Origin of the sequence: Pseudomonas kuykendallii (assembly GCF_900106975.1) — a bacterium.
Lineage (GTDB): Bacteria > Pseudomonadota > Gammaproteobacteria > Pseudomonadales > Pseudomonadaceae > Pseudomonas_O > Pseudomonas_O kuykendallii.
In genome coordinates this window covers 421,294-446,924 of the sequence record NZ_FNNU01000004.1, presented here as the reverse complement: position 1 = coordinate 446,924, position 25,631 = coordinate 421,294, and the positions used below count along the sequence as shown (strand labels likewise).

Genomic DNA, 25,631 nt, shown 5'->3' with positions numbered 1-25,631 from the left:
ATGCCGAGCACAACGAAGGGCCATCGCAGATGGCCCTTCGCGTTTCTGGCGTTCACAACGGGCGCGTCATCCGAAGACAAGAGGTACGCACGATGAACAACACTACGCAGCCGAGCAACGACAGCGATCCGAAAAAGCCATCCACTCACGAGCCAGCCGAGGCGCCGAAGCACGAGAAGGACGAGAAACTCGATAAGGCGCTGGAAGACTCCTTTCCGGCCAGCGACCCGGTTTCACCCTGACCGATGGGCGTATCGATGAAGCTTCCCCGCGCCGAAACGCTGTACTTCGAGGCACCGGAGCTGCGCCCGTCGCCGAAAGCGAGGCCGGTCGCCCATAGCCACGCGTTCCGCTACCGCGGCCATACGGTCATCGTCCATCTCACCGGATACGTCGAGTCGACGCTTCCGCCGCTCTGGGCGATGGGCGTGGAAGTGGTGAAGGGGGCAGACGTCGTCGTCGATCTTCAGCGCGATCCCGAGCAGAGCTTCGTGGATATCGAACAGGCGGGTGCCGCCGGCGTGAAGTGGGGCAAGGCGTTGGTGGACGATCTGTAGCGGAGGGTGGAGCGAGGAGAGTAACGCGGGGTGACAGCGGGGCCTCGAACGAGGCCCCAGCGAGCAATCCTACTTCTTGCCCAGGCTGATCTGGCGCGAGGAGCCCCATACCTGACCGCTGACGCCTTTGGCCACTTGCTGGATCTCGCCACCGGCTTTCAGGAACGCTTTGACTTGAGCGTCGATGGATTCACGAGTTTCAACAGCGGCTGCATTCTTGGCCTTGCTAGCGGTTACCTTGCTCATGCTGTTCTAAACCTCTTCGATGCGTAGTCGGCCGACCATTGTACACAAAATGAGCAAACTTGGGGCGACTAAATAGCGATTGTTCGATAAGAGGACTGAAGCAGGCTGCGGTTGAATCTCTCCCGGCCGCGAAGGGTCTCACCTTCATCAGCCACCCACATTGGAGACTCACCATGGAACTGCCAGGATTTCACGACCTCGGTACGCTGTTCGAACAACTGGGCCTGGAATCGGATCCGGCCGCCATCGACGCCTTCATCGGCCAGCACGCGCCCCTGCCGGACGACGTGAAGGTCTCGGAGGCGCCGTTCTGGACGGAGAACCAGGGACGCTTGCTGAAGGAACTGCTGTTGGAGGATGCCGAGTGGGCGCCGGTGGTCGACGAGCTCAACGCGCGTCTTCACGAAACCAAGCGCTGATCAGCGCTTGCCCATCGCCCGGCGGGTTCCCCGCGGAGCCGGACCGGGCGTCTTGTCATGGTTGCTGCTGTTGGACTTCTGATACCACGGCTTGTCGTTCTTCGACTTCGCCAGCTCAGCCATCGCGAACGGGAAGCCGAAAGCCGGGATCGAACCCGGCTTTCGGCTTTCTGCCGCAGTGATTTCCTCACCTTTCGCCTGCACGCTGTCCTTGGCTTCTGGGGCGGACGTGTCGTCCTGGGGGAGATTCGGCTTGGAAGTCATGGCAGGTCCGCGGGGCGCTGGTAAGGGAAGGATGGGAATCGGCGGCGATTATACCTGAGCCCGGCGCGCCCCTGTGCGCAGGACATCGGTTGCTCAGCGCGGCTGGCGCAGCGGGGTGAGCAGTCCGGAGAGGCCGTTGTGATCGATCTCCTGCATCAGTTGCAGCAGTCGGCCGATCTCGCCGGGCGGAAAGCCTTCACGGGCGAACCAGTTGAGGTAGTTGCCCGGCAGGTCGGCGATCAGCCGGCCCTTGTACTTGCCGTAGGGCATGCTGCGGGTGACCAGCAGCAGGAGGTCTTCGGGTTTCATCGCGGGGCTCGCAGGAAGGAACCGCCGGCTCGCGCCGGCGGTGCGCCGTTCGATCAGTCCTGCTTCTTCAGCAGGTCGGCCAGGCCGGCGAGACCCTTGAAGGTCTGCTTGGGCCCGTTGTCACCGGGCTTGGCTTCGGCGAAGTACTGGTTGTCGGTGTAGCGCGAGTGCTCGTTGTCATGGCAGTACAGGCACAGCAACTCCCAGTTCGAGCCGTCTTCCGGGTTGTTGTCGTGGTTGTGGTCCTTGTGATGGACCGTCAATTCGCTCAGCCGCTTGCCGGAGAACTCGCGCGCGCAGCGGCCGCAGACCCACGGATACATCTTCAGCGCTTTCTCGCGGTAGCCCTGCTCGCGCTGGGCGTAGGGGACGTGCGGCTTGTTCATCGCGTGCTCCGGCTCACTCGGCCAGGCCGACGTAGACGTTCTGCACGTCATCGTGGCCGTCCAGCGCATCGAGGAAGGCCTCGACCTCTTCCAGCTCGGCGCCGGACAGGCTCACCGGGTTCTTCGGGCGGTAGCCGAGCTGCGCCGACTGCACCTGGAAGCCGAATTCCGGCAGCGCCTTGCACACGGCGTCCATGTCGGTCGGTTCGCTGAGGAACAGCGTGGCGCCGTCCTCGGCGGGCTCGAAGTCCTGCGCGCCGGCTTCGATGGCGGCCAGTTCGGGATCGGCATCGGCGGCGCTCGGCGCGGCCTCGATCATGCCCAGGTAGTCGAAGTCCCAGGACACCGAACCGCTGGCGCCGAGCTGGCCCTTGCGGAACAGCACGCGGATTTCCGCCACGGTGCGGTTCACGTTGTCGGTCAGGCACTCGACGATCACCGGTACGCGGTGGGGGGCGAAGCCTTCGTAGGTGGTGCGCTCGAAATGCACGCTTTCGCCGAGCAGACCGGCGCCTTTCTTGATCGCGCGCTCCAGGGTCTCGCGCGTCATCGAGGCTTTCTTGGCCTGCTCGACGACCATCCGCAGGCGCGGATTCATGTCCGGATCGGCGCCGTTGCGCGCGGCGATCATGATTTCCTTCGCCAGTTTGCCGAAGATTCGGCCCTTGGCGTTGGCTGCCGCTTCCTTATGTTTCGCTTTCCACTGTGCGCCCATGACTGGTCTCGTAACTCTGTAAAAAAGGAGGTTCATCGCTATCAGGCGCGAATTCTAGCTCGCCCCGGTGCGCGTCGGCACCTGTCGCGGCGGCGGAGGGACAATCGGCGCTGTATGGATGTTTTGCCCGGCGACTGTATCGCGTCGGCCGGGTGGCGGATGGTTTCTAATGGCCGGCCTTGCCCGTGCTGCCTGAGAAGAGTTCTACATGTCACCGAAAGATCTGCTGCTGGCGCTCGTCGTCATCATCGTCTGGGGCCTCAACTTCGTGGTCATCAAGGTCGGCCTGCACGGCCTGCCGCCCATGCTGCTGGGCGCCTTGCGCTTCATGCTGGCGGCCTTTCCCGCGGTGTTCTTCATCAAGCGGCCGCAGATTCCGCTGCGCTGGTTGCTGGCCTACGGGCTGACGATCTCCCTCGGCCAGTTCGCCTTCCTGTTCTCGGCGATGTACGTCGGCATGCCGGCCGGGCTGGCTTCGCTGGTGCTGCAATCGCAGGCGTTCTTCACGCTGTTCTTCGCCGCGCTGTTCCTCAGCGAGCGGATTCGGCCGGCGAACCTGGTCGGGTTGGTGGTGGCCGCCGGCGGGCTGATCCTGATCGGCGCCGAGGGCGATCGCAGCATGACCCTCGCCGGGTTCGTGCTGACCATCGCCGCGGCGTCGATGTGGGCGCTGGGCAATATCGTCACGCGCAAGGTCGGCAAGGTGAACCTGGTCGGTCTGGTGGTCTGGGGCAGCCTGATCCCGCCGCTGCCGTTCTTCGCGCTGTCCTGGATGCTGGAAGGGCCGCAGACCATCGAGGCCGCGCTACGCGGCATCAGCCTGGATTCGATCCTGGCGCTGGTCTACCTGGCGTTCGGCGCCACCATCCTTGGCTACGGCCTGTGGAGCCGGTTGCTGTCGCGCTATCCGACCGGGCAGGTGGCGCCGTTCTCGCTGCTGGTGCCGGTGATCGGCCTGAGTTCGTCGGCCTGGCTGCTCGGCGAACACCTGAGCGCGGTGCAGGTCGTCGGCGCGACCGTGGTGATGCTCGGCCTGCTGATCAACGTGTTCGGTGCGCGCCTGGCGGGGCTGCTGCGCCCGGCGTCCCGCTAGGTTGCCGGCCGATGACCGGGGCGAACGCCGGCGTTCCCCCGGCCTCGAATAAGCGTACACGCCACGCCGAACGAGGAGAGCAACATGGACATCGACGACGCACCCGAGCCGGACCCGGACGTTCAGGACCCGAGCATTCCCAAGGCGCCGCCGCGCAAGGAACCGGAAAAGCCGGAGCCCATGGAAGTGGACGAACCCGGCGAATGAACAGCGAACCCGCCCGTTTCCCGGCGGGTTCGTCGTTCCTGCGGAGCGGGTTTCGCGCGCGCCGGGGTATCGGGTGGCTCAGCGGAAGTCGCGGCTGCGCACGTCGAGCCCGGTGAGCAGCGGCGTCAGGTCGATCAGCCGTCGGGCGATCAGGTGGCGCACGCCATTCTGCGATTCCAGCCGGCCGTCCACCTGCATCAACTGCGCCCCCACCAGCACCTTGCGCTGGCGTTCCGCGAGGTCGTGCCAGACCACCACGTTGACCATCCCGAACTCGTCCTCGAGGGTGACGAAGACCACGCCGCTGGCGGTCTGCGGGCGCTGGCGACCGATCACCAGGCCGGCGAGGCCGATGTGCTTGCCGTGCTCGATGCCCGGCAGTTCGCGCGAGCTGCGGCAGCGCCGGTTGCGCAGGACGCTGCGCAGCAGTGACAGCGGGTGCGGGCCGAGGGTGGTGCTGAGGGTGGCGTAATCGGCATGCAGGTCCTCGCCGACGCTGGGCAGCGGCAGGGCCACCTGGATTTCCTCCTGGCTCGGCAGACCGGCGAACAGCGGTGCCTGATTTTCCACCCCGGCGATCGCCCAGCGCGCGCGATGACGATGGCCGGCCAGGCCGCGCAGGGCACCGGCATCGGCCAGGCGTTCGCGGGCGCGGGCATCCAGGGCGGCGCGGCGCACCAGGTCGGCGACGTCGGCGAACGGCCCGACGGCACGCGCCGCCTCGACGCGCCGGCCGGCGTCCTCGGCCAGGCCGCGGATCATCCGCAGGCCGAGGCGGATCGCCGGCTGGTCGCCCGCGTCGGGCTCCAGGCTGCAATCCCAGTCGCTGTGGCGCACGTCCACCGGGTGCGTGGCGATGCAGTGGCGGCGCGCGTCCTGCAGGACCTGGTCGGGGTTGTAGAAACCCATCGGCCAGCTGTTGATCAGCGCGCAGGCGAACGCCGCCGGCTCGTGGCATTTCAGCCAGCAACTGGCGTAGGTCAGCAGGGCGAAGCTGGCGGCGTGGGATTCGGGAAAGCCATAGCTGCCGAAGCCCTTGATCTGCTCGAAGATGCGCGCGACGAATTCTGCCGGATAGCCCCTTCGGGTCATTCGTTCCATCAACTTCGCGCGATGCGGTTCCAGACCACCGTGGCGCTTCCAGGCGGCCATGGAGCGACGCAACTGGTCCGCCTCGCCGGGCGTGTACTTCGCGGCGACGATGGCCAACTGCATGACCTGCTCCTGAAACAACGGAACGCCGAGGGTGCGCTCGAATACCGGCACCAGCTCTTCGGAGGGATAGGTCACTTCCTCCTCGCCATTCCGGCGGCGCAGATAGGGGTGAACCATGTCGCCCTGGATCGGCCCGGGACGCACGATGGCGACCTCGATCACCAGATCGTAGAACTCCTTGGGTCTGAGCCTGGGCAGCATGGCCATCTGCGCCCGCGACTCGATCTGGAACACGCCGACGGTGTCGGCGCGGCTGATCATGTCGTAAGTCGGTTTGTCGTTGGGCGGGAGAGTGGCAAGTTCCCAGCGCGTGCCGCGGTAGCGTTCGACCAGATCGAAACAGCGGCGCAGCGCGCTGAGCATGCCCAGCGCGAGGATGTCGACCTTGAGCAGGCCGACCAGGTCGAGGTCGTCCTTGTCCCACTGGATGATGCTGCGCCCGGCCATCGCCGCGTTTTCCACCGGCACCAGGCTGTGCAGCGGCTGCTCGGAAATGACGAAGCCGCCGGGGTGCTGCGACAGGTGACGGGGAAAGCCGATCAGCTCGCCGGTCAGCGCCAGCACCCGGCGCATGATCGGGCTCTGCGGGTCGAAACCGGCTTCGCGCAGGCGCTCCTCGGGCGGCAGCTCGCCGCTCCAGCGCCCGCAGCAGTCGGCCAAGGCGTTGATCTGGTCGGCCGGCAGGCCGAGCGCCTTGGCCACGTCGCGCACCGCGCCGGCGCCGTGGTAGGTGCTGGCCACCGCGGTGAGCGCGGCGCGTGTGCGGCCGTAGCGGCGGAACACGTACTGGATGACTTCCTCGCGGCGCTCGTGCTCGAAGTCGACGTCGATGTCCGGCGGCTCGTTGCGCTCTTTGGAGAGAAAGCGCTCGAACAGCAGGTTGGAGTTCGCCGGGTCCAGCTCGGTGATGCCGAGCACGAAGCACAGCGTCGAGTTGGCCGCCGAGCCTCGGCCCTGGCAGAGGATGCGTTCATTGCGGGCGAACTGGACGATGTCGTGCACGGTGAGGAAGTAGCTCTCGTACTCGAGCTCGGCGATCAGCTTCAGCTCGTGTTCGAGATTCTTGCGCGCTTTGTCGGGGATGCCCAGCGGCCAGCGCCAGGGAATGTTCTTCTCGGCCAGGTGGCGCAGCCAGGTGGTCGGCGTATGGCCTTCGGGCACCAGTTCGCGCGGGTACTGGTAGCGCAGCTGGCCGAGGTCGAAGCGGCAGCGCGCGGCGATGCGCAGGGTTTCCTCGAGCAGCTCGGCGGGGTACAGCCCGGCCAGCTCCTCGCGCCGGCGCAGGTGGCGCTCGCCGTTGGGGAACAGCCGGTGCCCGGCCTCGGCCACCGGCAGGTGGTGGCGGATCGCGCTCATGCAGTCCTGCAGCGCGCGCCGGCCACGGGCGTGCATGTGCACGTCGCCGCTGGCCACGGCGGGAATGCCGAGGTCCGTGGCCAGCGCCAGCAGTTGCGCCAGGCGGCGGGCGTCGTCCGGGCCGCGGTGCAGCTCCACGGCCAGCCACAGGCGCTCGGGGAACCGCTCGCGCAGCCAGCGGCCATCGGCGTGCGGGGTTTCGCCCTGGGCTGGCCAGAGCGCCAGCAGACCGTCCAGCGGCTCCTCGAAATCCTCGCGCAGCAGGCGGTAGCTGCCTTTCTTCGCCCGGCGGCGGGCGACGCTGATCAGCCCGCAGAGCCTCTGGTAGCCGGCCAGGTCCTCCGCCAGCAGGATGATCTTCGGCCCGTCCTCGAGCTGCATCTCGCTGCCGACGATCAGCGCCAGCTCGGTCTTTTTGGCCGCCTGCCAGGCACGCACGATGCCGGCCAGGCTGCACTCGTCGGTGATCGCCAGCGCCGCATAGCCATGCTGCCTGGCGCGCTCGAACAGCTCCTGCGCACTGGACGCGCCGCGCTGGAAGCTGAAATTCGACAGACAGTGCAGCTCGGCGTAGGCGGGCGGGGAAGCGGCATGGGTGTGATTCATGCGAACCCCGTCGGTGGCGGCTCTGCATGGGTGTCGCTGCGCTCGACCCATCCTACGCTGGGGTGCCTGCGTAGCCTCCCGGGCAATCGCGGTGCGCGCTCTTTCGTAGGATGGGTTGAGCCTGCGAAGCCCATCGATGGCCATCCGTGATGTATGGGGCGAGTCATGCGAACCAGCCGTGCAGCTGCAGCGGGCCGTCGTCGCCGACCCGGCGGTAGGCCCAGGCGCGCTGGCCGCCGCGGGTCTCCACCCGGTAGTAGTCGCGGCGCACGTCGCCGCCGTCCCACCAGCCGGACTCGATGCGCTCGGGGCCGGCGAGGATGCGCGGCGCGAATTCGCGCAGGGGCTGGGCTTCGCGCAGCAGCCAGGCCGGGCGCGGTGCCTCCTGTTGCAGGGTTTCCGAGCGTGCGACGGGCGCCGCCTGCCAGGCACGTTCCGGGCGATGGTCTGCGACGGCGCCCAGACCCAGCACGGCGTCGTCGCCGAGGCGCGCACGCAGGCGTTCGCGCAACTGTTCCCAGGGCAGCGATTGCTGCGGGCGCTCATCGAACAGCTCGCGGTGCTGCGGAACGAACGCCGGCAGGTCGCGCGCCACCAGGCGCATGGCCTGCACCGGCGCGGGCACCTGCAACTGTTCCAGGCGACCGCGCGCCAGTTCGAAGAGCATCGCCGCCTCGCGCTCGGCGGCGAGCAGGCCGACCGGCAGGCTGCTGTCCTCGCCGCTGCGGTGCTCCAGGTGCAGGGTGAAGCGCTGCACGCCGCTGTCGCGGCCGGCGAGGAAGGCGGCCAGGTCGCCGGTCAGGCGGCGCAGCGGGAACAGCAGCGCCTGGTGCGACTCGACCTCGAAGTTCAGCTCGATGCGTACATCGAAGCGGTCCGGCGGCGCGTAGCAGCGCAGCGCCAGCGGCCGTTCGCCGAGCAGCGTATCGAGGTGCCGCAGCACGTCCTGCGGGAAACGCTTGGCCAGGCTCTCGCGGGGCAGGTTGCGGACCTGCTGCAACTGGCGCACGCCCATGCGGGCGAAGGCGCTGGCGACCTCGCGGGTGAAACCGACGCGCTCGATGGGCATCCGCCCGAGGGCTTCGGCGAGGCCCGCGGCGTCCACCGCCAGGCCGTCGTGGACGTTGGCCAGCATGCGCGCGGCGGCCGGATTGGGCGCGACGACGATGCGCTGGCGAAAGCCCAGCGCGTTCAGCTCGTCGCGCAGGCGCGCCTCGAAGCGCGGCCAGGGGCCGAACAGCCCGAGGCTGGATTCCACCTCCAGCAGCAGGCAGCGCGGGTAGTGCAGGCTGACGTGGGAACTGAAGCGATAGGCCCAGGCGGCGAGGAACTGCTGGGCGCGCTCGATGCGTGCGGGGTCGTATTCGAGCATGGCGAAGTCGCGGCTCAGGGCCTGTGCGGCGCCCAGCGACTGGCCGGGACGCAGGCCGAGGGCGCGCGCGGCCGGGTTGACCGTCTGCAGCACGCGGCGCTGCGGCGTGCCGCTGATCAGCGCGAGGGCGGCGTCGGGATCGGCGCGGCCGCGCAGCACGCTGTCCAGCGCCAGTTGTGGCAGCAGTATGCAGGCCCAGCGCATGTCCGCCTCAATGCCGCGCCGCGAGCGGAATCGGCACCGCGGCGGCGAGCCCGCCCCGGCACTTGAGCACGCGCAACTGCGCCGGGCGATTGTCCACCGCCAGGCGCAGCGCGGCCGGCGACGGATTGACCGCCTCGCGCAGCGGTCGGTAGGCGAACGCCAGGGTCTGGCCGCTCTCGGCCGCCACCTGCAGCCGGCGCAGGGCACGGTCGTCGGCCTGCTGTGGCCAGCACAGCACCGCGCCGCAACTGCCGGAGCGCAGGCACTGCTCGGCGGCCCACAGGGCATCGCGCCCGCTCGCTTCGATCAGCGCCAACTGGCGCAGGTCGACACCGGCGGCCAGCCAGGCTTGCGGATAGGGCAGGAAAGGCGGCGCCACCAGCACCACGCGCTCGCCCTCGGCGGTCAGTCGCGCCAGGGTCGGCCAGAGCAGTTGCAGCTCACCGATGCCCTCGGCGGCGATGAGAATTTCGCTGAGCGCCGCCTCCGGCCAGCCGCCGGCCGGCAGCACCGCGTCCAGCGCGGCATGCCCGGTCGGCTGCGCGGTCGCCGGTCGGCTTTCCGCCTGGCCACGCCAGACCCGACGCTGGTCGAGCAGGCTGTCGAGGGCGACCGGCGCGGCGCTCATTCGCGGCGCACCAGGCCGCAGAACACGCCTTCGATGGCCAGTTCCTGGTCGTCGCGAACGACGATAGGCGCGTAGGCCGGGTTGCGTGGCAGCAGGCGGATGGTGTCGCCGGCGCGCTGGAAGCGCTTGATGGTGACTTCGCCGTCGAGGCGGGCGACGACGATCTGGCCGTCGCGCGCCTCGCTGCTGCGGTGCACGCCGACCAGGTCGCCGTCGAGGATGCCGTCCTCGATCATCGAGTCGCCCTGCACCCGCAGCAGGTAGTCCGGCAGCTTGGAGAAGGTCTGGCGGTCCAGCAGCAGGTGGCCGTGGAGGTCGGCGTCCGGGCCGATCGGCGCGCCGGCGGCGACCCGGCCGAGCACCGGGATTTCCAGCAGTTCCGGGCGCGGCGCCCGTTCCACCAGGCGGATGCCGCGCGCCTGGTTCGGCACCACCTCGATCAGCCCGGCCTCGGCCAGGGCGACGATATGTTTGCGCGCGACGCCGCGCGAGGCGAAGCCGAAGGCTTCGGCGATTTCCGCCAGGCTCGGCGGCTGGCCGTTCCCGGCGATGCGGTCGCGGATGAAATCGAGAATGGCGCGGCGGCGCGGAGATAATCTGTCCATGGGATACATTTGTACTCTTTTGCCCTCCATGCTGACCAGAGTCTTTCGTCGGCCGGTTCGATTGCCGGTCGGGAATAACCTGAGGCATCCACTTACGGCACACTGGGCGCCTTGCATCGGAGGACAGGCGTGGATGGACCAGCTGGAGGCGTTTTTCGCGTGTTGTGCGCGCGTGCTGGACGGCGACGCCGCGCTGATCGCGCAGTTGCGGGCGCGGGGATTCGCCTGCGAGGCGGGCGGCTGGCGGTTTTCCCTGCCGGCCGTGCACGCCTTTCTCGGCGGCCGCGACGAGGACTATCCGGGCTGGCTGAAGCGGCTGTACACCAGCGATTTCAATGCGCGCCTGCGGGCGCTGGGCGGCGAGATCGTCATCGTCGACAACCACGGCAAGGTCGACCAGAACCTCTACGGCATGCGTCGGATTGCGTAGGGTGCGCATGGCGCACCCCAACGAGGCATGGGCGGCACCAACCGTAGGGTGTGCCGCGTGCACCTTGGCGGCGGTGCGCAGGCCGCGCCCTGTCAGGCGTTGCGCGTGGCGCGGCTGAAGAACCAGGCGCTGGCCAGGCCGAGGGCAGCCCAGAACAGGGCGTTGGTCAGCAGGGAGGCGTAGACGAACTCGTGGGCCAGGGCTTCGGGAGCCAGGCTTTGGTGAACATCCGGCTGCGGCGCGCCGATCAGGTGCGGCAGCGCCAGCAGAATCACACCGAGGATGCGCAGCGCCCAGTTGCGGCCGAAGGCGATCATCCCCAGGCCGACCGCGGTGGCCAGCGCCGTGCCGATCCACCAGTACTGGCGCAGCAGCAGGTCGGCGGCCGCGGTGCCCGGCACTTCCGGCGGCAGGCCGAGGGACGGCGCCAGGTTGAACACGGCGAAACCGCCCAGGCCCCAGAGCAGGCCCTGCCAGGTCTTTCCGGGGGCGCGCAGGGTGTAGAGCCCGGCGAGCATCAGGGCGAAACCGACCGCCACGACCAGGTTGCCGAGGCCGGTGAACAGGGTGCGCTGCAGGCCGTCTTCCGGGCTCCAGGCTTCGGCGCCGTGCTCATGGGCCGCTGCGCCGGCTTCGTGGCTGTGCTCGGCCTGCTCGCTGGCGCCGGCGTTTTCGTAGGTTTCCGCCTTCAGGATCAGCGGGCTGACCCAAAAACTCTGCAGCAGGGTCAGGAAAATGGCCGCCAGCAGCCCGGAGAAACCCGCCGTCTGTGCAATGCGCTTGATCATCGGTTCGCTCCTCAGTGGCAGGGGAAGGCGGCGCTGTGTCGGGTGTCGTGGGCGGCGTTGTGCACCAGCTCCATGTGCGAGAACCCGGCGAAATAGATCAGCGCGGCGCCGACCAGGATGCTGACGACGGCCAGCGTCAGGCGTTGCGAGAGGGGGAGCGTAACGGCGGTGCTGGAGGGCAGCGTGCGGCTTGTCATGATGAAGACCTTCCAATGAGTCGAGTGATCGGCACGCGTGGAAGGACGCAGAAGGGCAGGCCGGGCGCGTGAGTGCAGCGATCGCACACGCGGTGAAGCGGACTGTTTCCGGCGCGTCCCGCCCACCGCGGGTTGCCAAAGGGATTCCAGGCCGGTCTCCGGGCTGGCGAGGCGGCCTGTACGTGGCGTACAGGCCTGAAGTCTTCACCTTCCCGGATCGCGGTCCAGTGGTATGCCGAAGGCTTCGCTCGCTTACCGTTGCGGGGGCAGCGCCGGACTCGTTCGATCGTCTTGATCGGACCCACCGGCTTCCCGTTTAACCTCGTGGCGTTGACACGAGACACCTGAAAAACACGCGCCACCTCATCACGAAGGTGATGCCTCGTCAACCGGGCCGGCGTTCGTGCGATTGCCCCGGCCCCGGCGAAAGGCTACCCTGCCGGCCAACGAACAGGTGCCCCGAGCGCGACCGCGCGAGGGGCTGAAACGGGAAGTCCGGTGACCTCGGGGCAAACCCCCAGAGCATTCCGGCGCAGCCCCCGCTGCTGTAGAGCCTGACGACACCGCACGATGCCACTGACTCCGGTCGGGAAGGCGCGGTGATCGGATGAAGGCGAGCCAGAAGACCGGCCTGATTCGAGAACAAGGTACGTACCCCGGGGTGTGGGTGGTTGCCGGTGCTGTCGTCTGCCTCGCGCAGCCTTCCTCAGTCTCGTCACCTGCGCGCGATGCCTGCGCATCGCGTCCCTGCCCGTGGTTCGTGCCATCGAATCCTGCCCGCCCGCGCGGCGGCGCATGGGCCTGGAGTGTGCAGCGATGATCGACGAACAGAAGAAGCAGAATCACGCCGAGCGGATGAAGCGCAAGAAGGAGGTGGTCGACGCCGGCATCGAGCGCGCCCAGGTAGAGCGCGGCATCGTCGTGCTGATCACCGGCAACGGCAAGGGCAAGAGCACCTCCGGCTTCGGCACCCTGTACCGCGCGCTCGGCTATGGCCATCGGGCCGGCGTGGTGCAGTTCATCAAGGGCACCCAGGCCTCCGGCGAAGTCACCTACCTGCGGCAGAACGCGCCGCTGGTGGAGTACCACGCGATGGCCACCGGCTTCACCTGGAACACGCAGAACTGGGACGCCGACAAGCTCGCCGCCGACGAAGCCTGGACCCACGCCTCGCGCATGCTCGCCGATCCACAGCTGAACCTGGTGCTGCTCGACGAGCTGACCTACATGCTCAAGTACAACTACCTCGACCTGGCGATGGTGCTCGACGCCATCCGTGCGCGCCCGGCCAGCCAGAGCGTGATCATCACCGGCCGCGCGGCCAAGCCCGAGCTGATCGAGCTGGCCGACACGGTGAGCGAGATCCGCGACGTCAAGCACGCCTACAACGCCGGCGTGAAAGGCCAGGCGGGTATCGATTTCTGATGGGGACCGGGGCGGTTCGGCGAGTGCGTCGGTCTGCGGCGATGGCGCGTCTCCATCCTGCGGGCGGCGCCCATGCGGCGGTGCGCCTGCTGGCCTGGCTGCTGCTCGGGCTCGCGCCGCTGGCCGGCGCGTCCCCGTTGCCGACGGTGGTCTCGACCAACCTCTGCGCGGACATGCTGGCACTGAGCCTGGCGGCGCCGGAGCAACTGCTCTCTGTGTCGCGCAAGAGCCAGGACGCGCGGGTGTCGTCGATGCCCGAGCGGGCGCGGCGCTTTCCGGCCAACGATGCCACCGCCGAGGAAATCATCGCCCTGCACCCGGACATCGTGCTCGCCTCGCGACGCTGGCAGACGCACAACCGCGCCGAGTTGCTGGCCCGCCACGGCATCCGCACCCTGGTGCTGCCGTACCCGACCACCTGGCAGCAGATTTTCGACAGCACCCGCTTCGTCGCCGCGCAGATCGGCCGCGAGGAGGCCGGCGCCGCGCTGGTGACCGACGTGCAGGCACGCCTGGCGCGGCTGCGCGAACATCCGCGGCCGTTCAGCGCCCTGTACCTGCGCGCCAACGGCGGCAGTGCCGGTGCCAACACCTACGTCGACAACGTGTTCCAGGCGGTCGGCGTGCGCAACCACATGGCCGACCTCGGTCGCTCCGGCTGGGGCCGCTATTCCCTGGAGGAGCTCATCGCCGGCCCGCCGGACGTGTTCGTCACCGCCGACCTGCTGGTGGACGACGGTTACGCCAAGTCCGCCTATTCGCGGCACCCGCGCCTGCAGCAACTGATGGCCGCCAGACCGGTGGTCAGCATCGGCGGCAACCGCTGGGGCTGCAGCGACTGGCAACTGGTGATCGCCGCGGAAGACCTCGCCGCCCAGCTCGATCGCCTCGGAGCGCCGCGATGAAGCGTTTCGCCCCGGGCCTGCTCAACCTGCTGTTGCTGGCGGCGCTGGCGCTGTCGTTCCTGCTTTCCCTGCGCATCGGGCCGGTGCCGCTGACGCTGGGCGAGGTCGGCCACGCGCTGTTGCGTCCCGGCGCGGAGGCGGCGAACCTGGCCGACGTGCTGGTCCAGCAGCGCATCATCGTCAACGAGATCCGCCTGCCGCGGGTGCTGCTGGCGATCCTCGTCGGCATGTCGCTGGGCACCGCCGGCGCCGCCATGCAGGGCCTGCTGCGCAATCCACTGGCCGAGCCGGGGCTGCTCGGGGTCAGCTCCAGCGCCAGCCTCGGCGCGGTGCTCTGCCTCTACTACGGCGTCAGCGCGCTGAGCCCCTGGCTGGTGCCGGCCTCGGCGATGGGCTGCGCGGCGCTGGCGACCCTGGTGCTCTACGGCATCGCCCGGCAACGCGCGAGCAACCTGACGCTGATCCTCTGCGGCGTGGCGCTGTCGTCGCTGGCGGCGGCGGCGACCTCGCTGGCGATCAACCTGGCGCCGAACCCCACCGACATGCAGGACATCGTGCTCTGGCTGATGGGCTCGCTGAGCGACCGCAGCTTCGCCGATATCCGCCTGTGCCTGCCCTTCATCGCCGCCGGGCTGTTGCTGCTGTTCGCCTGCGGCCCGCAACTGGACGCGCTGACCCTCGGCGAGGACGAAGCCAGCAGCCTCGGCGTCAACCTGCCGCGGCTGCGCGTGCAGATCATCCTCGGCACCGCGCTGTGCGTCGGCGCCAGCGTCGCGGTGACCGGCTCGATCGGTTTCGTCGGCCTGGTGGTGCCGCACCTGCTGCGCAAGGCGGTCGGCTATCACCCGTCGCGCCTGCTGTTCTCCAGCGCCCTCGGCGGCGCGCTGTTGCTGCTGGCGGCGGACATCGTGCTGCGCCTGGTCAGCGGCGAGCAGGAGCTGATGCTCGGCGTGGTCACCGCGATGATCGGCGCGCCGTTCTTCCTCGCCCTGGTGCTGCGTCAGCGCAGGGGAGTGCCATGATGCAGCTGCAATTGCGCGACATCGGCGTCGAGATCGACGGCCGCCGGCTGGTCGACGGCGTCTCGCTGACGCTGCAGTCGGGCGAGTTGCTCGGCCTGATCGGGCCCAACGGCGCCGGCAAGAGCAGCCTGCTCAAGGCCCTCGCGCACCTGCTGCCGTATACCGGCGAACTGCTGCTGGACGGCGTCGCGCTGGGCGAACTGTCGCCGCGCGAACGCGCGCTGCGCTGCGCCTACCTCGGCCAGGGCGACCAGAGCAGCTGGCCGCTGCGCCTGCGCGACTACGTGGCCCTCGGCCGCCTGCCGCACCGCGGCGGCTGGGGCGTGCCGGCGCGACTGCGCGGCGCGGACGAGCAGGCCATCGACGCCGCGCTTGCGCAGATGCACCTGAGCGAACTGGCCGAACGGCGTTTCGATCAGCTTTCCGGTGGCGAGCGCGCGCGTGCGCGGCTGGCCCGTGCCCTGGCGGTGGGCAGCCCGCTGCTGCTGGCCGACGAGCCGGTGGCGGCGCTCGACCCGTTCCACCAGTTGAACGTGATGGAACTGCTGCGCCAGCAGTGCGCGCAGGGCAAGGCGGCGCTGGTGGTGCTGCACGACCTGACCCTGGCCAGCCGCTTCTGCGACCGCATCATGCTGCTCGACCAGGGCCGCGTGGTGGACTGCGGCAGCGCGCGGCACGTACTGACCCCGAAGAACCTGCAGCAGGTCTACCGCGTGCAGGCGATGCTCGGCGAACACCAGGAGCAGCGCTTCGTGCTGCCCTGGTCGTGCCGCCAGGACGGAGAAAACCCATGACCAGCCAGTTGATGCTCTGCGAAACCTGCGGCGGCGCCGATGCCAGTCAGCCCGAGGCACCGCGCAGGGGCGCGCTGTTCGCCGATCAGGTCGAACGCCTGGCGCGGCAACAGGAGGAAGCCGGCGCCGCGCCGCTGGCGATCGCCCGCACGCGCTGCCTGATGGCCTGCCAGCGGCACTGCACGGCGCTGCTGCGCGGACCGGGCAAGATCGGCTACGTGCTCGGCGACCTCGCCGCCGATGAGGACGCCGCCGAGGCGCTGCTCGACTACGCGCGCAAGCACCAGCAATCCGATACCGGCCAAGTGCCGTTCCGCACCTGGCCCGCCGGCATCAAGGGCAAGTTCATCGCGCGCATTCCGGTGTTCGAGCAATGAGTGTCGTCGGGTGTGGATGGCAAACCGTAGGGGGATCGGGGCGCGTAGCGACGCTCTTTTCATCCACCGTGCCCCCGCCCGGTGGGTCGGTGAAGCGTGACCCACCCTACGAAGCGTTCGCTTTACCGATCAACCGATTTCCAGAGCAGCCCACCAGCCGGTATTTGCCAGGGCGATCCGCTCATCCTGCGTGATCCACGAAAGCCTTATCGATCTTCAGAGGAAAACCCATGTCCAGCCAGGCCAAGATTCCCGTCACCATCGTCACCGGCTTTCTCGGCAGCGGTAAGACCACGCTGCTGCGCCACATCCTGGAGAACGCCGACGGCCGCCGCATCGCGGTGATCGTCAATGAGTTCGGCGAGCTGGGCATCGACGGCGACATCCTGCGCGGCTGCGGCATCGGGTGCGACGAATACGGCGTGGAGCAGGCCGGCCAGCTCTACGAGCTGTCCAACGGCTGCCTGTGCTGCACCGTGCAGGAGGAGTTCTATCCGGTGATGCGCGAGCTGATCGAGCGCCGCGGCGACATCGACCACATCCTCATCGAGACCTCCGGGCTGGCGCTGCCCAAGCCGCTGGTGCAGGCCTTCCACTGGCCGGAGATCAAGAACGCCTGCACCGTCGATGCGGTGGTCACGCTGGTCGACGTGCCGGCCGCGGCCGCCGGCCAGTTCGCCGCCAACCCGCAGGCGGTGGACGAGCAGCGCCGCGCCGATCCCAACCTGGATCACGAATCGCCGCTGCACGAGCTGTTCGAGGACCAGTTGATGGCCGCCGACCTGGTGGTGCTGAGCAAGACCGACCTGGTCGCGCCGGCCGCCGTCGAGCAGGTCACCGCGCTGGTGCGCGAGGAACTGCCGGCGCAGGTCAAGGTGATCGCCAGCGACAAGGGTCGCCTCGATCTGGAGCTGATCCTCGGGCTGTCCAGCGCCTCGGAGGAGACCATCCACCTGCGCGAAAGCCACCACGATCACGAAGAGGGCGAGGAGCACGACCACGACCTGTTCGATTCGGTGGTGGTGAAGCTGCCGCGGGTGGACCGCGAGCGCCTGCTGGCGAGCCTGCAGGCGCTCGTCGAAGGGCACGCGATCTACCGGGTCAAGGGCTTCGTGGCGCTGCCGGGCAAGCCGATGCGGCTGGTCGTGCACGGCGTCGGCCAGCGTTTCGACAGCTACTTCGACCGCCGCTGGAACGCCGACGAAACGCCGTCCACGCACCTGGTGCTGATCGGCCAGGCGCTGGATGCCGCGCTTCTGCAGGATGCGCTGCAAGCCGCCGTGGTCGAGGGCTGAGCCGATGCACATGCTGACGGCGCTGCCCGGCGGGTACGTGGACGAGAGCGGAGCGATCATCACCCGCCTCGAACAGGACCCGGCGGACATCGTCATCCTCAGCGCCGCCGACACCACCCTGGCGCTGCTCGCCGCCGCCCACCCGCAGGCCGGCGCGGCGGACGTCGTTTATCCCTCGGTGCGCCTGGCGAACCTCATGCACCTGCGCCAGCACGCTTCCATCGACCTCTACCTGGACGAGGTGCTGCAGCACGCGCGGCTGATCGTCATCGATCACCTCGGCGGCGAAAGCTACTGGCCCTACGGCACCGAGCAGGTGGTCGCGCTGTGCCGGCGCAAGGGCATCGCCCTGGCGATGTTCTCCGGAGACATGAGCGAGGACCCCAACCTCACCGCGCTGAGCACCGTCGACGCGCCGACCTGCCATACGCTCTGGCGTTACCTGCGCGAGGGCGGCGCGGGCAACGCGCGCGCGCTGTACCGTTTCATCGGCGTGCAGTTCTTCGGCCTCGACAGGGCGCCAGGGCCACCGCGCGCGCTGCCGCCGATCGCCGTGTTCCACCCCGCGCAGGACAACGCCGGCGTGGCCGACTGGCAGGCGCAGTGGGTCGCCGGCGCGCCCTGCGTGGCGTTGCTGTTCTACCGCGCGCACCTGCAGGCTGGGAACACGCGGGTGTTCGCCGCCCTGTGCGAGCGCCTGCTGGCGCAGGGGCTGAACCCACTGCCGATCGCGCTGCTGTCGCTCAAGGACGCGCTGTGCCTGAGCAGCCTGCGCGAACTCTGCGCAGGCAATGACGTGGCGCTGATCCTCAACACCACGGCGTTCTCCCAGTCGGCGATGGACGATCCCGGCGACCACGCCCTGGCCGGCGACATCCCGGTGCTGCAGGTGGTGCTTTCCGGCGGCAACCAGCAGAGCTGGCGCGCCGACCCGCATGGCCTGGCGCCGCGCGACATGGCCATGCACGTGGCCCTGCCGGAAGTCGACGGACGCATCATCAGCCGCGCGGTGAGCTTCAAGGGCTTCGGCGTGCGCAGCGCGCTGACCCAGAGCGACGTGGTGGAGTACCAGCCGCTGGAGGAACGCATCGATTTCGTCTGCGCGCTGGCGCGGCGCTGGTGCCGGCTGCGCGCGCTGGCCAATCCGCAGAAACGCCTGGCGCTGGTGCTGGCGAACTATCCGACTCGCGAAGGCCGCCTCGGCAACGGCGTCGGCCTGGATACGCCGGCCTCGGCGATCGAAATCCTCCGCCGCCTGGCCGACGAGGGCTACGCGGTGGACGGCATTCCCGCCGACGGCGACGCGCTGATGCAGCGGCTCAAACAGGGCGTCACCAACGACCCCGACCAGTGGGCGCTGCGCCCGGCGAAGCAGAGCCTGGCGCTGGCCGACTACCAGCGCTTCTTCGACGCGCTGCCGGCCGCCAGCCGCGCGGCCATCGTCGCCCGCTGGGGCGCGCCGGAGCAGGACCCGATGCTGCGCCAGGACCGCTTCATGATCGCCGGCGTGCGCCTCGGCCAGGTGTTCGTCGGCATCCAGCCGGCGCGCGGCTATCACCTCGACCAGAAGGCCAACTACCACGACCCGGACCTGGTGCCGCCGCATTACTACCTGGCGTTCTACCTGTGGCTGCGCGAGCACTGGTCCAGCGACGCCATCGTCCACGTCGGCAAGCACGGCAACCTGGAATGGCTGCCGGGCAAGAGCGTCGCGCTGAGCGAGGCATGCTGGCCGGACCTGGTGTTCGGCCCGATGCCGCACCTGTACCCGTTCATCGTCAACGATCCGGGCGAGGGCACCCAGGCCAAGCGCCGCGCCCAGGCGGTGATCATCGATCACCTGATGCCGCCGCTGACGCGCGCCGAAAGCTACGGCCCGACCCGCGACCTGGAGCGCCTGATCGACGAATTCTACGAGGCGCTGACCCTCGACCCGCGGCGCGCCGGCCTGCTGCGCAAGCAGATCCTCGGGCTGATCACCGCGCAGAACCTGCACGCCGACCTCGGCCTGGAAGCGCCGCGCAACGCCGAGGAGGAACAGCTGCTGCTCAACCGCACCGACAGCTACCTCTGCGAGCTGAAGGAAAGCCAGATCCGCGACGGCCTGCACGTGTTCGGCCGCTCGCCGCAGGGCCGCCTGCAACGCGATACCCTGCTGGCCCTGGCGCGGCACGGCGTCGGCGACGGCCTGGGCGGCAACGCCAGCCTGGTCCGCGCGCTGGCCCAGGACCTGTTGCCCGGCGCCGATTTCGATCCGCTGGACGACGACTGGAGCCTGCCGTGGAACGGCGCAAGACCGGCCGCCCTGGCGGATATCGACGAACAGCCCTGGCGCACCCGCGGCGATACCCGCGAGCGGCTGGAGTTGCTGGCGCTGGGGTTGCTGGAGGAGGGCACCCGGCGCGCGCCCGACCCCGAGTGGGCGCACACCGTCGCCGTCATGCACCGCGTCGAGGGTGATCTGCGCCCGCGCCTTCAGGCCTGCGGAACACAGGAGCTGTATCAGCTATGTCGCGGCCTGTCGGGTCGATTCGTGCCGCCGGGGCCGAGCGGGGCGCCGTCGCGCGGGCGGCCGGACGTGCTGCCCACCGGGCGCAACTTCTTCTCCGTCGACACGCGGATGATCCCCACGCCGACCGCCTGGGCGCTGGGCGAGAAATCCGCCGCGCTGCTGGTCGAGCGCTTCGTCCAGGACAACGGCGACTACCCGTGCAGCATCGGCCTCTCGGTGTGGGGCACGGCGACCATGCGCACCGGCGGCGACGACATCGCCCAGGCCTTCGCCCTGCTCGGCGTGCGCCCGCAGTGGGCCGAAGGGAGTTTTCGCGTCACCGATTTCGAGGTGCTGCCGGGCAAGCGCCTGGACCGCCCGCGGGTCGACGTCACCCTGCGCGTGTCGGGCTTCTTCCGCGACGCCTTCGCCAACGTCATGCAGATGTTCGACGCCGCCGTGCAGCGCGTGGCTGAGCTGGACGAGCCGGAAGACATCAACCCGATCCGCGCGCGCATCCGCCGCGAGACCGCCGAGTTGCAGGCCCGTGGTCTGGACGCCGACAGCGCGCGCCAGCAGGCCGGCTACCGCGTCTTCGGCGCCAAGCCCGGTGCCTACGGCGCGGGCCTGCAGGGGCTGATCGATTCGCGCGACTGGCAAACCGACGCCGACCTGGCCAACGCCTACCTGAACTGGGGCGGCTATGCCTACGGGCAGAAGGTCTACGGCGCGCAGGACCGCGACGGTTTCGCCAGGCGCCTGGCGCAGATCCAGGCGGTGGTGCAGAACCAGGACAACCGCGAGCACGACCTGCTCGATTCCGACGACTACTACCAGTTCCACGGCGGCATGAGCGCGGCCGCGCGGCACCTCTCCGGCACGCAGCCGGCGATGCTCTTCGGCGACCACAGCAACCCGCAGGCGCCGAAGGTGCGCAACCTGGCCGAGGAAATCAGCCGGGTGATGCGCGCGCGGGTGACCAATCCGAAGTGGATCGATGGCGTGAAGCGCCACGGCTACAAGGGCGCCTTCGAGATGGCCGCGACCGTGGACTACCTGTTCGCCTTCGACGCCACCACCGGCGTGGTCCGCGACGACCAGTACGCCAGCCTGACCGACGCCTACCTGGGCGATCCGTCGACCCGCGAGTTCCTCCAGCGACACAACCCCGACGCCCTGCTGGAAATCAGCGAGCGCCTGCTCGAAGCCATCCAGCGCGGCCTCTGGCAAGCGCCGGGCGATTACCGCGAACGCATCGAAAATCAGCTGATCGCCGCCGAACAGCATCTGGAAGACTAATCCCATGAACCGCCCACATTTCCCGTTCTCCGCCCTGCATGGCCAGCCGCAGCTGCAACTGGCGCTGCTGCTGGCGGCCATCGACCCGCAGATCGGCGGCGTGCTGATCGAGGGGCCGCGCGGCACCGCCAAGTCCACCAGTGCCCGCGCGCTGGCCGACCTGCTGCCGGCCGGGCGCTTCGTCAACCTGCCGCTGGGCGCCAGCGAGGAACAGCTGGTGGGCTCGCTGGACATCCAGGCGGCGCTGCAGGACGGCCGCGTGGATTTCCGTCCCGGGTTGCTGGCTCGCGCCGACGGCGGCGTGCTCTACGTCGACGAGGTCAACCTGCTGGCCGATGCGCTGGTCGACCTGCTGCTGGACGTCTGCGCCAGCGGGGTCAACCGCATCGAGCGCGACGGCATTTCCCACCAGCACGAGGCGCGCATCGCCCTGGTCGGCACCATGAACCCGGAAGAGGGCGAACTGCGTCCGCAACTGCTCGATCGCTTCGGCCTGTTCGTGCGCCTCGGCGAGCGCATCGAGCCGGCGGCGCGTGAGGCGATCGTGCGTAGCCGGCTGCGCTTCGACCGCGACCCGCAGGGCTTCGTCGAAGGCCAGCGCGCGGCGCAGGAGGCGCTGATGCAGCGCCTGGAACGGGCGCGGGCGAAGGTCGGGCAACTGGAATTCGACGATGCACTGCACCGCCAGGTCAGCGATCTCTGCTACGCCGCCGGCGTGGAAGGCGTGCGCGCCGACCTGGTGCTGCTGCGCGCTGCCTGCGCGCACGCGGCCTGGCAGGGCCACGCGCGGATCGGCGCCGAGGATGTCGCGGTGGTGGCCGAGCTGGTGCTGGCGCACCGCCGCAAACTGCCGCCCGACGCGCCGCCACCCTCGCCGCGCGCCGAGCCGCCGCGGGAAGGGGGCGCCACCGCGCCGAACGAGGGCAACGACTGGGGCGAATTGCCGCCGCAGGCGGTGCCCACCGCCCAGCTAGACGGCGCGAGGCCGCTGCCGACAAAAAAGCCCTGAGCCCGCACGCCTCGCCCGGCGCGCAGGCCGGCGACGGGGCTCGCGCGGGCCGCATCCGTCAGTGCGGCACGGCGGCCAGCGCGCGCCTTCACTGGCCGCGCACCTTGCTGGCGAAAGGCTCCGAGCCGCTGCGTGCGCCGCACCTGCGTTTCCAGCAGCAGGCAGCCGAGGCGGGGACGCTGCACTGCCTGGTGCTGGATTGCTCCGGCTCGATGCTCAAGCGGCGCAACCTGACGCTGGCCAAGGGCCTGCTGCTGCGCTGGAGCGAGCAGGTCTATCGCCAGCGCGGCGAGCTGATGGTGATCGGATTCGCCGCCGGGCAGGCGCGCCTGCTGTGCAAACCGCAGAAGGCGCGGTCCTCCAATCACGCCTGGATCGATGCCATTGGCGGCGGCGGCGGTTCGCCGGTGGCCGCGGCGCTGGAGCTGGCCGAGCGCACCTTGGCCAGGGAGCGCCGCAACGCCCGCGGCAAGCGTATCGGCCTCTGGCTGCTCAGCGATGGGCGCTTCGACCCGCTGCCGGCGCGACCGCCGTCGGCGGATTTCTGCGTGGTGGTGGATTTCGAGAACGCATCCGTGCCGTTGGGCCGCGCAGCGCAGATCGCCCGGTCATGGGGCGCCGAATGCGTGCCCGCGAAAAATCTGCTTACTCGATAGGGCGCCGACAGGGTTTTACCTGGCGCCGAAGCAGCCCGTACAATCCCGGACGACCCCGGCCGCGCGACCCGCAGCCAGGGTGCAGCGGCAATACGCAGGTTAGGCGCCACTCACGCCAAGTTACCCGGCAGAGTCCGGGTAACCGTCGATTACAAAGAGTCCCGTCCGACCGATGCCGAGTCTCCTGGAAAGCTTTATCAGACCCAGACAGTCGCTCCAGCGGCTGGCTTTCGTATTCGTGGTGCTGGTCATCCTGTCGATCATCGGCCTGGACATCTGGCAGGCCTGGACGGCGCGTCGCGAAACGTTGCGCATGGCGGAAACCACCACTTCCAACCTCACCCGCTCGCTGGCGCAGCATGCCGAGGATGTCTTCGAGGAAGCCGACCTGGTGCTCGCCAACGTGGTCGAACGCGTCGAAACCGACGGCACCTCCCACGCGCAGCTCGAACGCCTCAGGCGCCTGCTGCAAGGCAATGTCGCTTCCCTGGCGCAGCTCAACGGGCTGTTCGTCTTCGATCGCAACGGCAACTGGCTGGTGACGTCGGAAGCCAGCGAGCCTCCCGGGGTCAACAGCACCGATCGGGATTACTTCACCTTCCACAAAAACAACCCCGACAGCGGCGTGCACATCGGCCCGGTGATCAGGAGCCGTTCCACCGGGCGCCTGGTGCTGCCCGTTTCCCGGCGCATCAACGCGCCGGACGGGAGTTTCGCCGGCGTCGCCCTGGCGGCGCTGCGGGTGGATTACTTCCGCAGGTTCTACGACGGCTTCGATATCGATGGGCAGGGCGCCATCGTGCTGGCGTTGCGCGACGGCACGCTGCTGGTCAGGCGGCCCTTCAACGAAACGGTCATCGGCAGTAGCCTCGCCGGCGGCAGGATATTTTCCGAACTGATGCCGCAGGCTAAGGCCGGGACCGCCACGCTTCACTCGATGGTGGACGGCATCGAGCGCCTGTACGGCTACCAGGCGCTCGACAAGTATCCGCTGGTGGTGGAAGCGGCGCAGTCCCGGCAGGCCATCCTCGCGCCCTGGGAAGCCAACATCTATCGCTCCGCCTATATCGTCGCCCTGATGATTTTCACCATGGGGATCTTCGGCATCGTCCTGATCCGGCAGATTCGCCTCGGCATGCGCGCGGAAGCGCAACTCCAGGAGGCCCACCGCGAACTGCGCAAGCTGGCCTTGCAGGACGGCCTCACCGGGCTGGCGAACCGCCGGCGACTGGATCAGGCGTTACCGGACGAGATCGCCCGCGCGCGGCGCAACGGCAAGACTCTGGGCCTGATCATGCTCGATATCGATCATTTCAAGGGCTACAACGACCAGTACGGTCATCCCGCCGGTGACGCCTGCATCAAGGCTGTGGGGCGGGCGATACAGATGTGCGCCGGGCGCGCCGGCGACCTGGCCGTGCGTTACGGCGGCGAGGAATTCCTGATGCTGCTGCCGGAGACCGACGCACAAGGCAGCCAGCGGATCGCCGCGCATATCCTGCAGGCCGTCCGCGACCTGAACATTCCCCACACCGGTAACCAGAAGGGCATCGTCACCATCAGCGCCGGCGTCCACAGCTGGCGCCCCGACGGGCACGAGCCTGGCGCGGAGGAACTGCTGCAGGCGGCCGATCAGGCGCTGTACGCGGCGAAGGCCGGCGGGCGCAACCGGGTATTCCCCGAACCCGCCTGAGCGGGCGCTCGAACAGCCAGCGCGCGTGGCGGTCTATCGAGGACAGTCCATCGACCTTCGCATCCCACCGGTTGCACGCCACCCGGCGACGCGATGGCGGGACATTTCCAGGAGCGGGTAGGGCATGAATCCTTTCACCGGTATTACCCCGCGGCGCGTTCTGGTCACCGGCGGCACCGGGTTCATCGGCGAAACCCTGGTCCGCCAGTTGCTCGATGCCGGTCACTCGCTGTGCGTGCTGACCCGCCATCCGCAACGCGCCAGCGCGCGTTTCAACGGCCGCGCACGCTGCATCGATGCGCTGGACCGATTGGCGGCCGACGACGCCTTCGACGCCGTCATCAACCTCGCCGGTGCGCCGGTGGTAGGGCCGCGCTGGAGTGCGGCGCGACAGGGAACGCTGCTGGCCAGCCGGGTCGGCACCACCGACGACCTGATTGCCTGGCTCAAGCGAACCCGGCACATCCCGGCGGTGTGGGTGCAGGGATCGGCGATCGGCTATTACGGCGTGCGCGACCCGCAGGAATCCCTCGACGAGCAGAGCGCCATGGGCCATGGCTTCATGGCCGAACTCTGCGCGCGCTGGGAAGCGGCGGCGAAACCGGCGGTGGCGCTTGGCGTGCGCCAGGTGACGATGCGCCTGGGCGTGGTCTTCGGCCCCGGCGGCGCGCTCAAGCCGTTGCTCCTGCCGCACCGCCTGGCGCTGGGCGGTCGCCTGGGCAGCGGCGAGCAGGTGATCAGTTGGGTGCATCGCGACGACGTGTTGCAGTTCATCGCCCTTGCGCTGGGCGAGGAGCGTTTCGACGGCGTGTACAACCTGGTGGCGCCCGGCGCGGTCAGCCAGGCCGAATTCGCTGCGACTGCCGGCCGGGTGCTCGGCCGCCCGGTGTGGCTGCACCTGCCGGCGGCGCCGATCCGCTGGCTGGCGGGGGAGATGGCGGAACTCTTCGTCGATGGGCAGAGGGTGGTGCCGAGGCGGTTGCAGGAGGCGGGGTTCGGGTTTCGTTATCCGAGTCTGGAGCCGGCGTTGCGGGATCTTGCTTGAGTGCATTTTGGATTTTGAGTTCG

General features: G+C 69.1%; 27 protein-coding genes, 1 pseudogene and 2 riboswitches. Of the genes and pseudogenes, 17 read left to right on the top strand and 11 right to left on the bottom strand.

All coding sequences use genetic code 11. The annotated features are described in order from the left end of the window. Positions 1 to 92 precede the first annotated feature (92 nt). Positions 93 to 242 carry a hypothetical protein gene (locus tag BLV15_RS22125; RefSeq protein ID WP_175534375.1) on the top strand — a complete coding sequence of 50 codons (150 nt, stop codon included), beginning with the start codon at positions 93 to 95 and terminating at the stop codon, positions 240 to 242. A 15-nt stretch (positions 243 to 257) separates the two neighbouring features. After that, on the top strand, positions 258 to 557 hold the full coding sequence (locus tag BLV15_RS15390; protein WP_090230083.1) for a hypothetical protein: 300 nt from the start codon (positions 258 to 260) through the stop codon (positions 555 to 557). A 69-nt stretch (positions 558 to 626) separates the two neighbouring features. Here BLV15_RS15390 and BLV15_RS15385 read toward each other — a convergent pair whose 3' ends face one another. Continuing rightward, positions 627 to 803, bottom strand: coding sequence for a hypothetical protein (locus BLV15_RS15385; protein WP_090230081.1), 177 nt, complete (start codon positions 801 to 803; stop codon positions 627 to 629). Between the two features lie 173 nt (positions 804 to 976). Between BLV15_RS15385 and BLV15_RS15380 the strand changes: the two genes are divergently transcribed. After that, complete coding sequence (locus BLV15_RS15380) at positions 977 to 1,222, top strand: DUF2789 domain-containing protein (RefSeq protein WP_090230078.1); 246 nt, start codon at positions 977 to 979, stop codon at positions 1,220 to 1,222. Here BLV15_RS15380 and BLV15_RS15375 read toward each other — a convergent pair whose 3' ends face one another. The 4 genes from BLV15_RS15375 to BLV15_RS15360 form a co-directional block, all read right to left on the bottom strand. Further along, positions 1,223 to 1,486: a hypothetical protein gene (locus BLV15_RS15375; RefSeq protein WP_245728202.1), complete on the bottom strand. Its 264-nt coding sequence runs from the start codon at positions 1,484 to 1,486 to the stop codon at positions 1,223 to 1,225. A 93-nt stretch (positions 1,487 to 1,579) separates the two neighbouring features. Further along, positions 1,580 to 1,795: a DUF3820 family protein gene (locus BLV15_RS15370; protein WP_090230076.1), complete on the bottom strand. Its 216-nt coding sequence runs from the start codon at positions 1,793 to 1,795 to the stop codon at positions 1,580 to 1,582. A gap of 53 nt (positions 1,796 to 1,848) precedes the next feature. Beyond that, entirely contained in the window at positions 1,849 to 2,181 is a 333-nt protein-coding gene (locus tag BLV15_RS15365) for a YajD family HNH nuclease (RefSeq protein ID WP_090230073.1), read from the bottom strand. A gap of 13 nt (positions 2,182 to 2,194) precedes the next feature. Continuing rightward, positions 2,195 to 2,896: a YebC/PmpR family DNA-binding transcriptional regulator gene (locus BLV15_RS15360; RefSeq protein WP_090230071.1), complete on the bottom strand. Its 702-nt coding sequence runs from the start codon at positions 2,894 to 2,896 to the stop codon at positions 2,195 to 2,197. Between the two features lie 208 nt (positions 2,897 to 3,104). On the opposite strand from BLV15_RS15360, the gene BLV15_RS15355 reads away from it, so the two are divergent. Both BLV15_RS15355 and BLV15_RS22415 read left to right on the top strand, forming a co-directional pair. After that, positions 3,105 to 3,989 carry an EamA family transporter gene (locus BLV15_RS15355; RefSeq protein ID WP_090230068.1) on the top strand — a complete coding sequence of 295 codons (885 nt, stop codon included), beginning with the start codon at positions 3,105 to 3,107 and terminating at the stop codon, positions 3,987 to 3,989. An 84-nt stretch (positions 3,990 to 4,073) separates the two neighbouring features. Beyond that, positions 4,074 to 4,196, top strand: a complete 123-nt coding sequence (locus BLV15_RS22415; protein WP_255964468.1) for a hypothetical protein — start codon at positions 4,074 to 4,076, stop codon at positions 4,194 to 4,196. A gap of 78 nt (positions 4,197 to 4,274) precedes the next feature. Here BLV15_RS22415 and BLV15_RS15350 read toward each other — a convergent pair whose 3' ends face one another. From BLV15_RS15350 to lexA, 4 genes are all read right to left on the bottom strand, one after another. After that, positions 4,275 to 7,373, bottom strand: coding sequence for an error-prone DNA polymerase (locus tag BLV15_RS15350; RefSeq protein WP_090230066.1), 3,099 nt, complete (start codon positions 7,371 to 7,373; stop codon positions 4,275 to 4,277). Between the two features lie 163 nt (positions 7,374 to 7,536). Continuing rightward, positions 7,537 to 8,949 carry a Y-family DNA polymerase gene (locus BLV15_RS15345; RefSeq protein WP_090230063.1) on the bottom strand — a complete coding sequence of 471 codons (1,413 nt, stop codon included), beginning with the start codon at positions 8,947 to 8,949 and terminating at the stop codon, positions 7,537 to 7,539. A 7-nt stretch (positions 8,950 to 8,956) separates the two neighbouring features. Beyond that, positions 8,957 to 9,577 carry a translesion DNA synthesis-associated protein ImuA gene (gene imuA, locus BLV15_RS15340; RefSeq protein ID WP_090230061.1) on the bottom strand — a complete coding sequence of 207 codons (621 nt, stop codon included), beginning with the start codon at positions 9,575 to 9,577 and terminating at the stop codon, positions 8,957 to 8,959. After that, the gene (gene lexA / locus BLV15_RS15335) at positions 9,574 to 10,191 is read right to left on the bottom strand and encodes a transcriptional repressor LexA (RefSeq protein WP_090230058.1); all 618 of its coding nucleotides are present in this window, start codon (positions 10,189 to 10,191) and stop codon (positions 9,574 to 9,576) included. The genes imuA and lexA overlap by 4 nt, the downstream gene beginning before the upstream one ends. Before the next feature lie 124 nt (positions 10,192 to 10,315). On the opposite strand from lexA, the gene BLV15_RS15330 reads away from it, so the two are divergent. Further along, positions 10,316 to 10,612, top strand: a complete 297-nt coding sequence (locus BLV15_RS15330; protein WP_090230055.1) for a hypothetical protein — start codon at positions 10,316 to 10,318, stop codon at positions 10,610 to 10,612. Between the two features lie 92 nt (positions 10,613 to 10,704). Here BLV15_RS15330 and BLV15_RS15325 read toward each other — a convergent pair whose 3' ends face one another. Together BLV15_RS15325 and BLV15_RS15320 are read right to left on the bottom strand one after the other, a co-directional pair. Beyond that, on the bottom strand, positions 10,705 to 11,400 hold the full coding sequence (locus tag BLV15_RS15325; RefSeq protein WP_090230052.1) for a CbtA family protein: 696 nt from the start codon (positions 11,398 to 11,400) through the stop codon (positions 10,705 to 10,707). An 11-nt stretch (positions 11,401 to 11,411) separates the two neighbouring features. Continuing rightward, on the bottom strand, positions 11,412 to 11,597 hold the full coding sequence (locus BLV15_RS15320) for a CbtB domain-containing protein (RefSeq protein ID WP_090230050.1): 186 nt from the start codon (positions 11,595 to 11,597) through the stop codon (positions 11,412 to 11,414). 132 nt (positions 11,598 to 11,729) lie between these two features. Continuing rightward, a riboswitch (cobalamin riboswitch) is annotated at positions 11,730 to 11,960 on the bottom strand. A gap of 72 nt (positions 11,961 to 12,032) precedes the next feature. Further along, positions 12,033 to 12,246, top strand: a riboswitch (cobalamin riboswitch). Positions 12,247 to 12,413: 167 nt separating this feature from the next. Here BLV15_RS15320 and cobO point away from each other — a divergent pair. The 11 genes and pseudogenes from cobO to BLV15_RS15265 form a co-directional block, all read left to right on the top strand. Then, positions 12,414 to 13,022, top strand: a complete 609-nt coding sequence (gene cobO, locus BLV15_RS15315) for a cob(I)yrinic acid a,c-diamide adenosyltransferase (RefSeq protein WP_175534374.1) — start codon at positions 12,414 to 12,416, stop codon at positions 13,020 to 13,022. Between the two features lie 41 nt (positions 13,023 to 13,063). Next, positions 13,064 to 13,927, top strand: coding sequence for an ABC transporter substrate-binding protein (locus tag BLV15_RS15310; RefSeq protein ID WP_175534373.1), 864 nt, complete (start codon positions 13,064 to 13,066; stop codon positions 13,925 to 13,927). Continuing rightward, complete coding sequence (locus BLV15_RS15305; RefSeq protein ID WP_090230045.1) at positions 13,924 to 14,949, top strand: FecCD family ABC transporter permease; 1,026 nt, start codon at positions 13,924 to 13,926, stop codon at positions 14,947 to 14,949. The genes BLV15_RS15310 and BLV15_RS15305 overlap by 4 nt, the downstream gene beginning before the upstream one ends. After that, entirely contained in the window at positions 14,946 to 15,743 is a 798-nt protein-coding gene (locus tag BLV15_RS15300; RefSeq protein ID WP_090230042.1) for an ABC transporter ATP-binding protein, read from the top strand. The genes BLV15_RS15305 and BLV15_RS15300 overlap by 4 nt, the downstream gene beginning before the upstream one ends. Further along, on the top strand, positions 15,740 to 16,120 hold the full coding sequence (locus BLV15_RS15295; RefSeq protein ID WP_090230041.1) for a DUF1636 domain-containing protein: 381 nt from the start codon (positions 15,740 to 15,742) through the stop codon (positions 16,118 to 16,120). The genes BLV15_RS15300 and BLV15_RS15295 overlap by 4 nt, the downstream gene beginning before the upstream one ends. 230 nt (positions 16,121 to 16,350) lie before the next feature. Continuing rightward, positions 16,351 to 17,415, top strand: coding sequence for a cobalamin biosynthesis protein CobW (gene cobW / locus BLV15_RS15290; protein WP_090230039.1), 1,065 nt, complete (start codon positions 16,351 to 16,353; stop codon positions 17,413 to 17,415). Positions 17,416 to 17,419: 4 nt separating this feature from the next. Beyond that, positions 17,420 to 21,205 carry a cobaltochelatase subunit CobN gene (cobN, locus tag BLV15_RS15285; RefSeq protein WP_090230037.1) on the top strand — a complete coding sequence of 1,262 codons (3,786 nt, stop codon included), beginning with the start codon at positions 17,420 to 17,422 and terminating at the stop codon, positions 21,203 to 21,205. A gap of 4 nt (positions 21,206 to 21,209) precedes the next feature. Further along, a complete protein-coding gene (locus BLV15_RS15280) occupies positions 21,210 to 22,214 on the top strand; it encodes a magnesium chelatase ATPase subunit I (RefSeq protein ID WP_090230034.1) in 1,005 nt (334 codons plus the stop codon). A gap of 104 nt (positions 22,215 to 22,318) precedes the next feature. Continuing rightward, complete coding sequence (locus BLV15_RS15275; protein ID WP_217632895.1) at positions 22,319 to 22,870, top strand: vWA domain-containing protein; 552 nt, start codon at positions 22,319 to 22,321, stop codon at positions 22,868 to 22,870. A gap of 241 nt (positions 22,871 to 23,111) precedes the next feature. Then, complete coding sequence (locus tag BLV15_RS15270) at positions 23,112 to 24,563, top strand: sensor domain-containing diguanylate cyclase (protein WP_217632894.1); 1,452 nt, start codon at positions 23,112 to 23,114, stop codon at positions 24,561 to 24,563. A 127-nt stretch (positions 24,564 to 24,690) separates the two neighbouring features. Beyond that, positions 24,691 to 25,608: pseudogene (locus BLV15_RS15265) on the top strand (TIGR01777 family oxidoreductase); the annotation flags it as partial. Positions 25,609 to 25,631 lie beyond the last annotated feature (23 nt).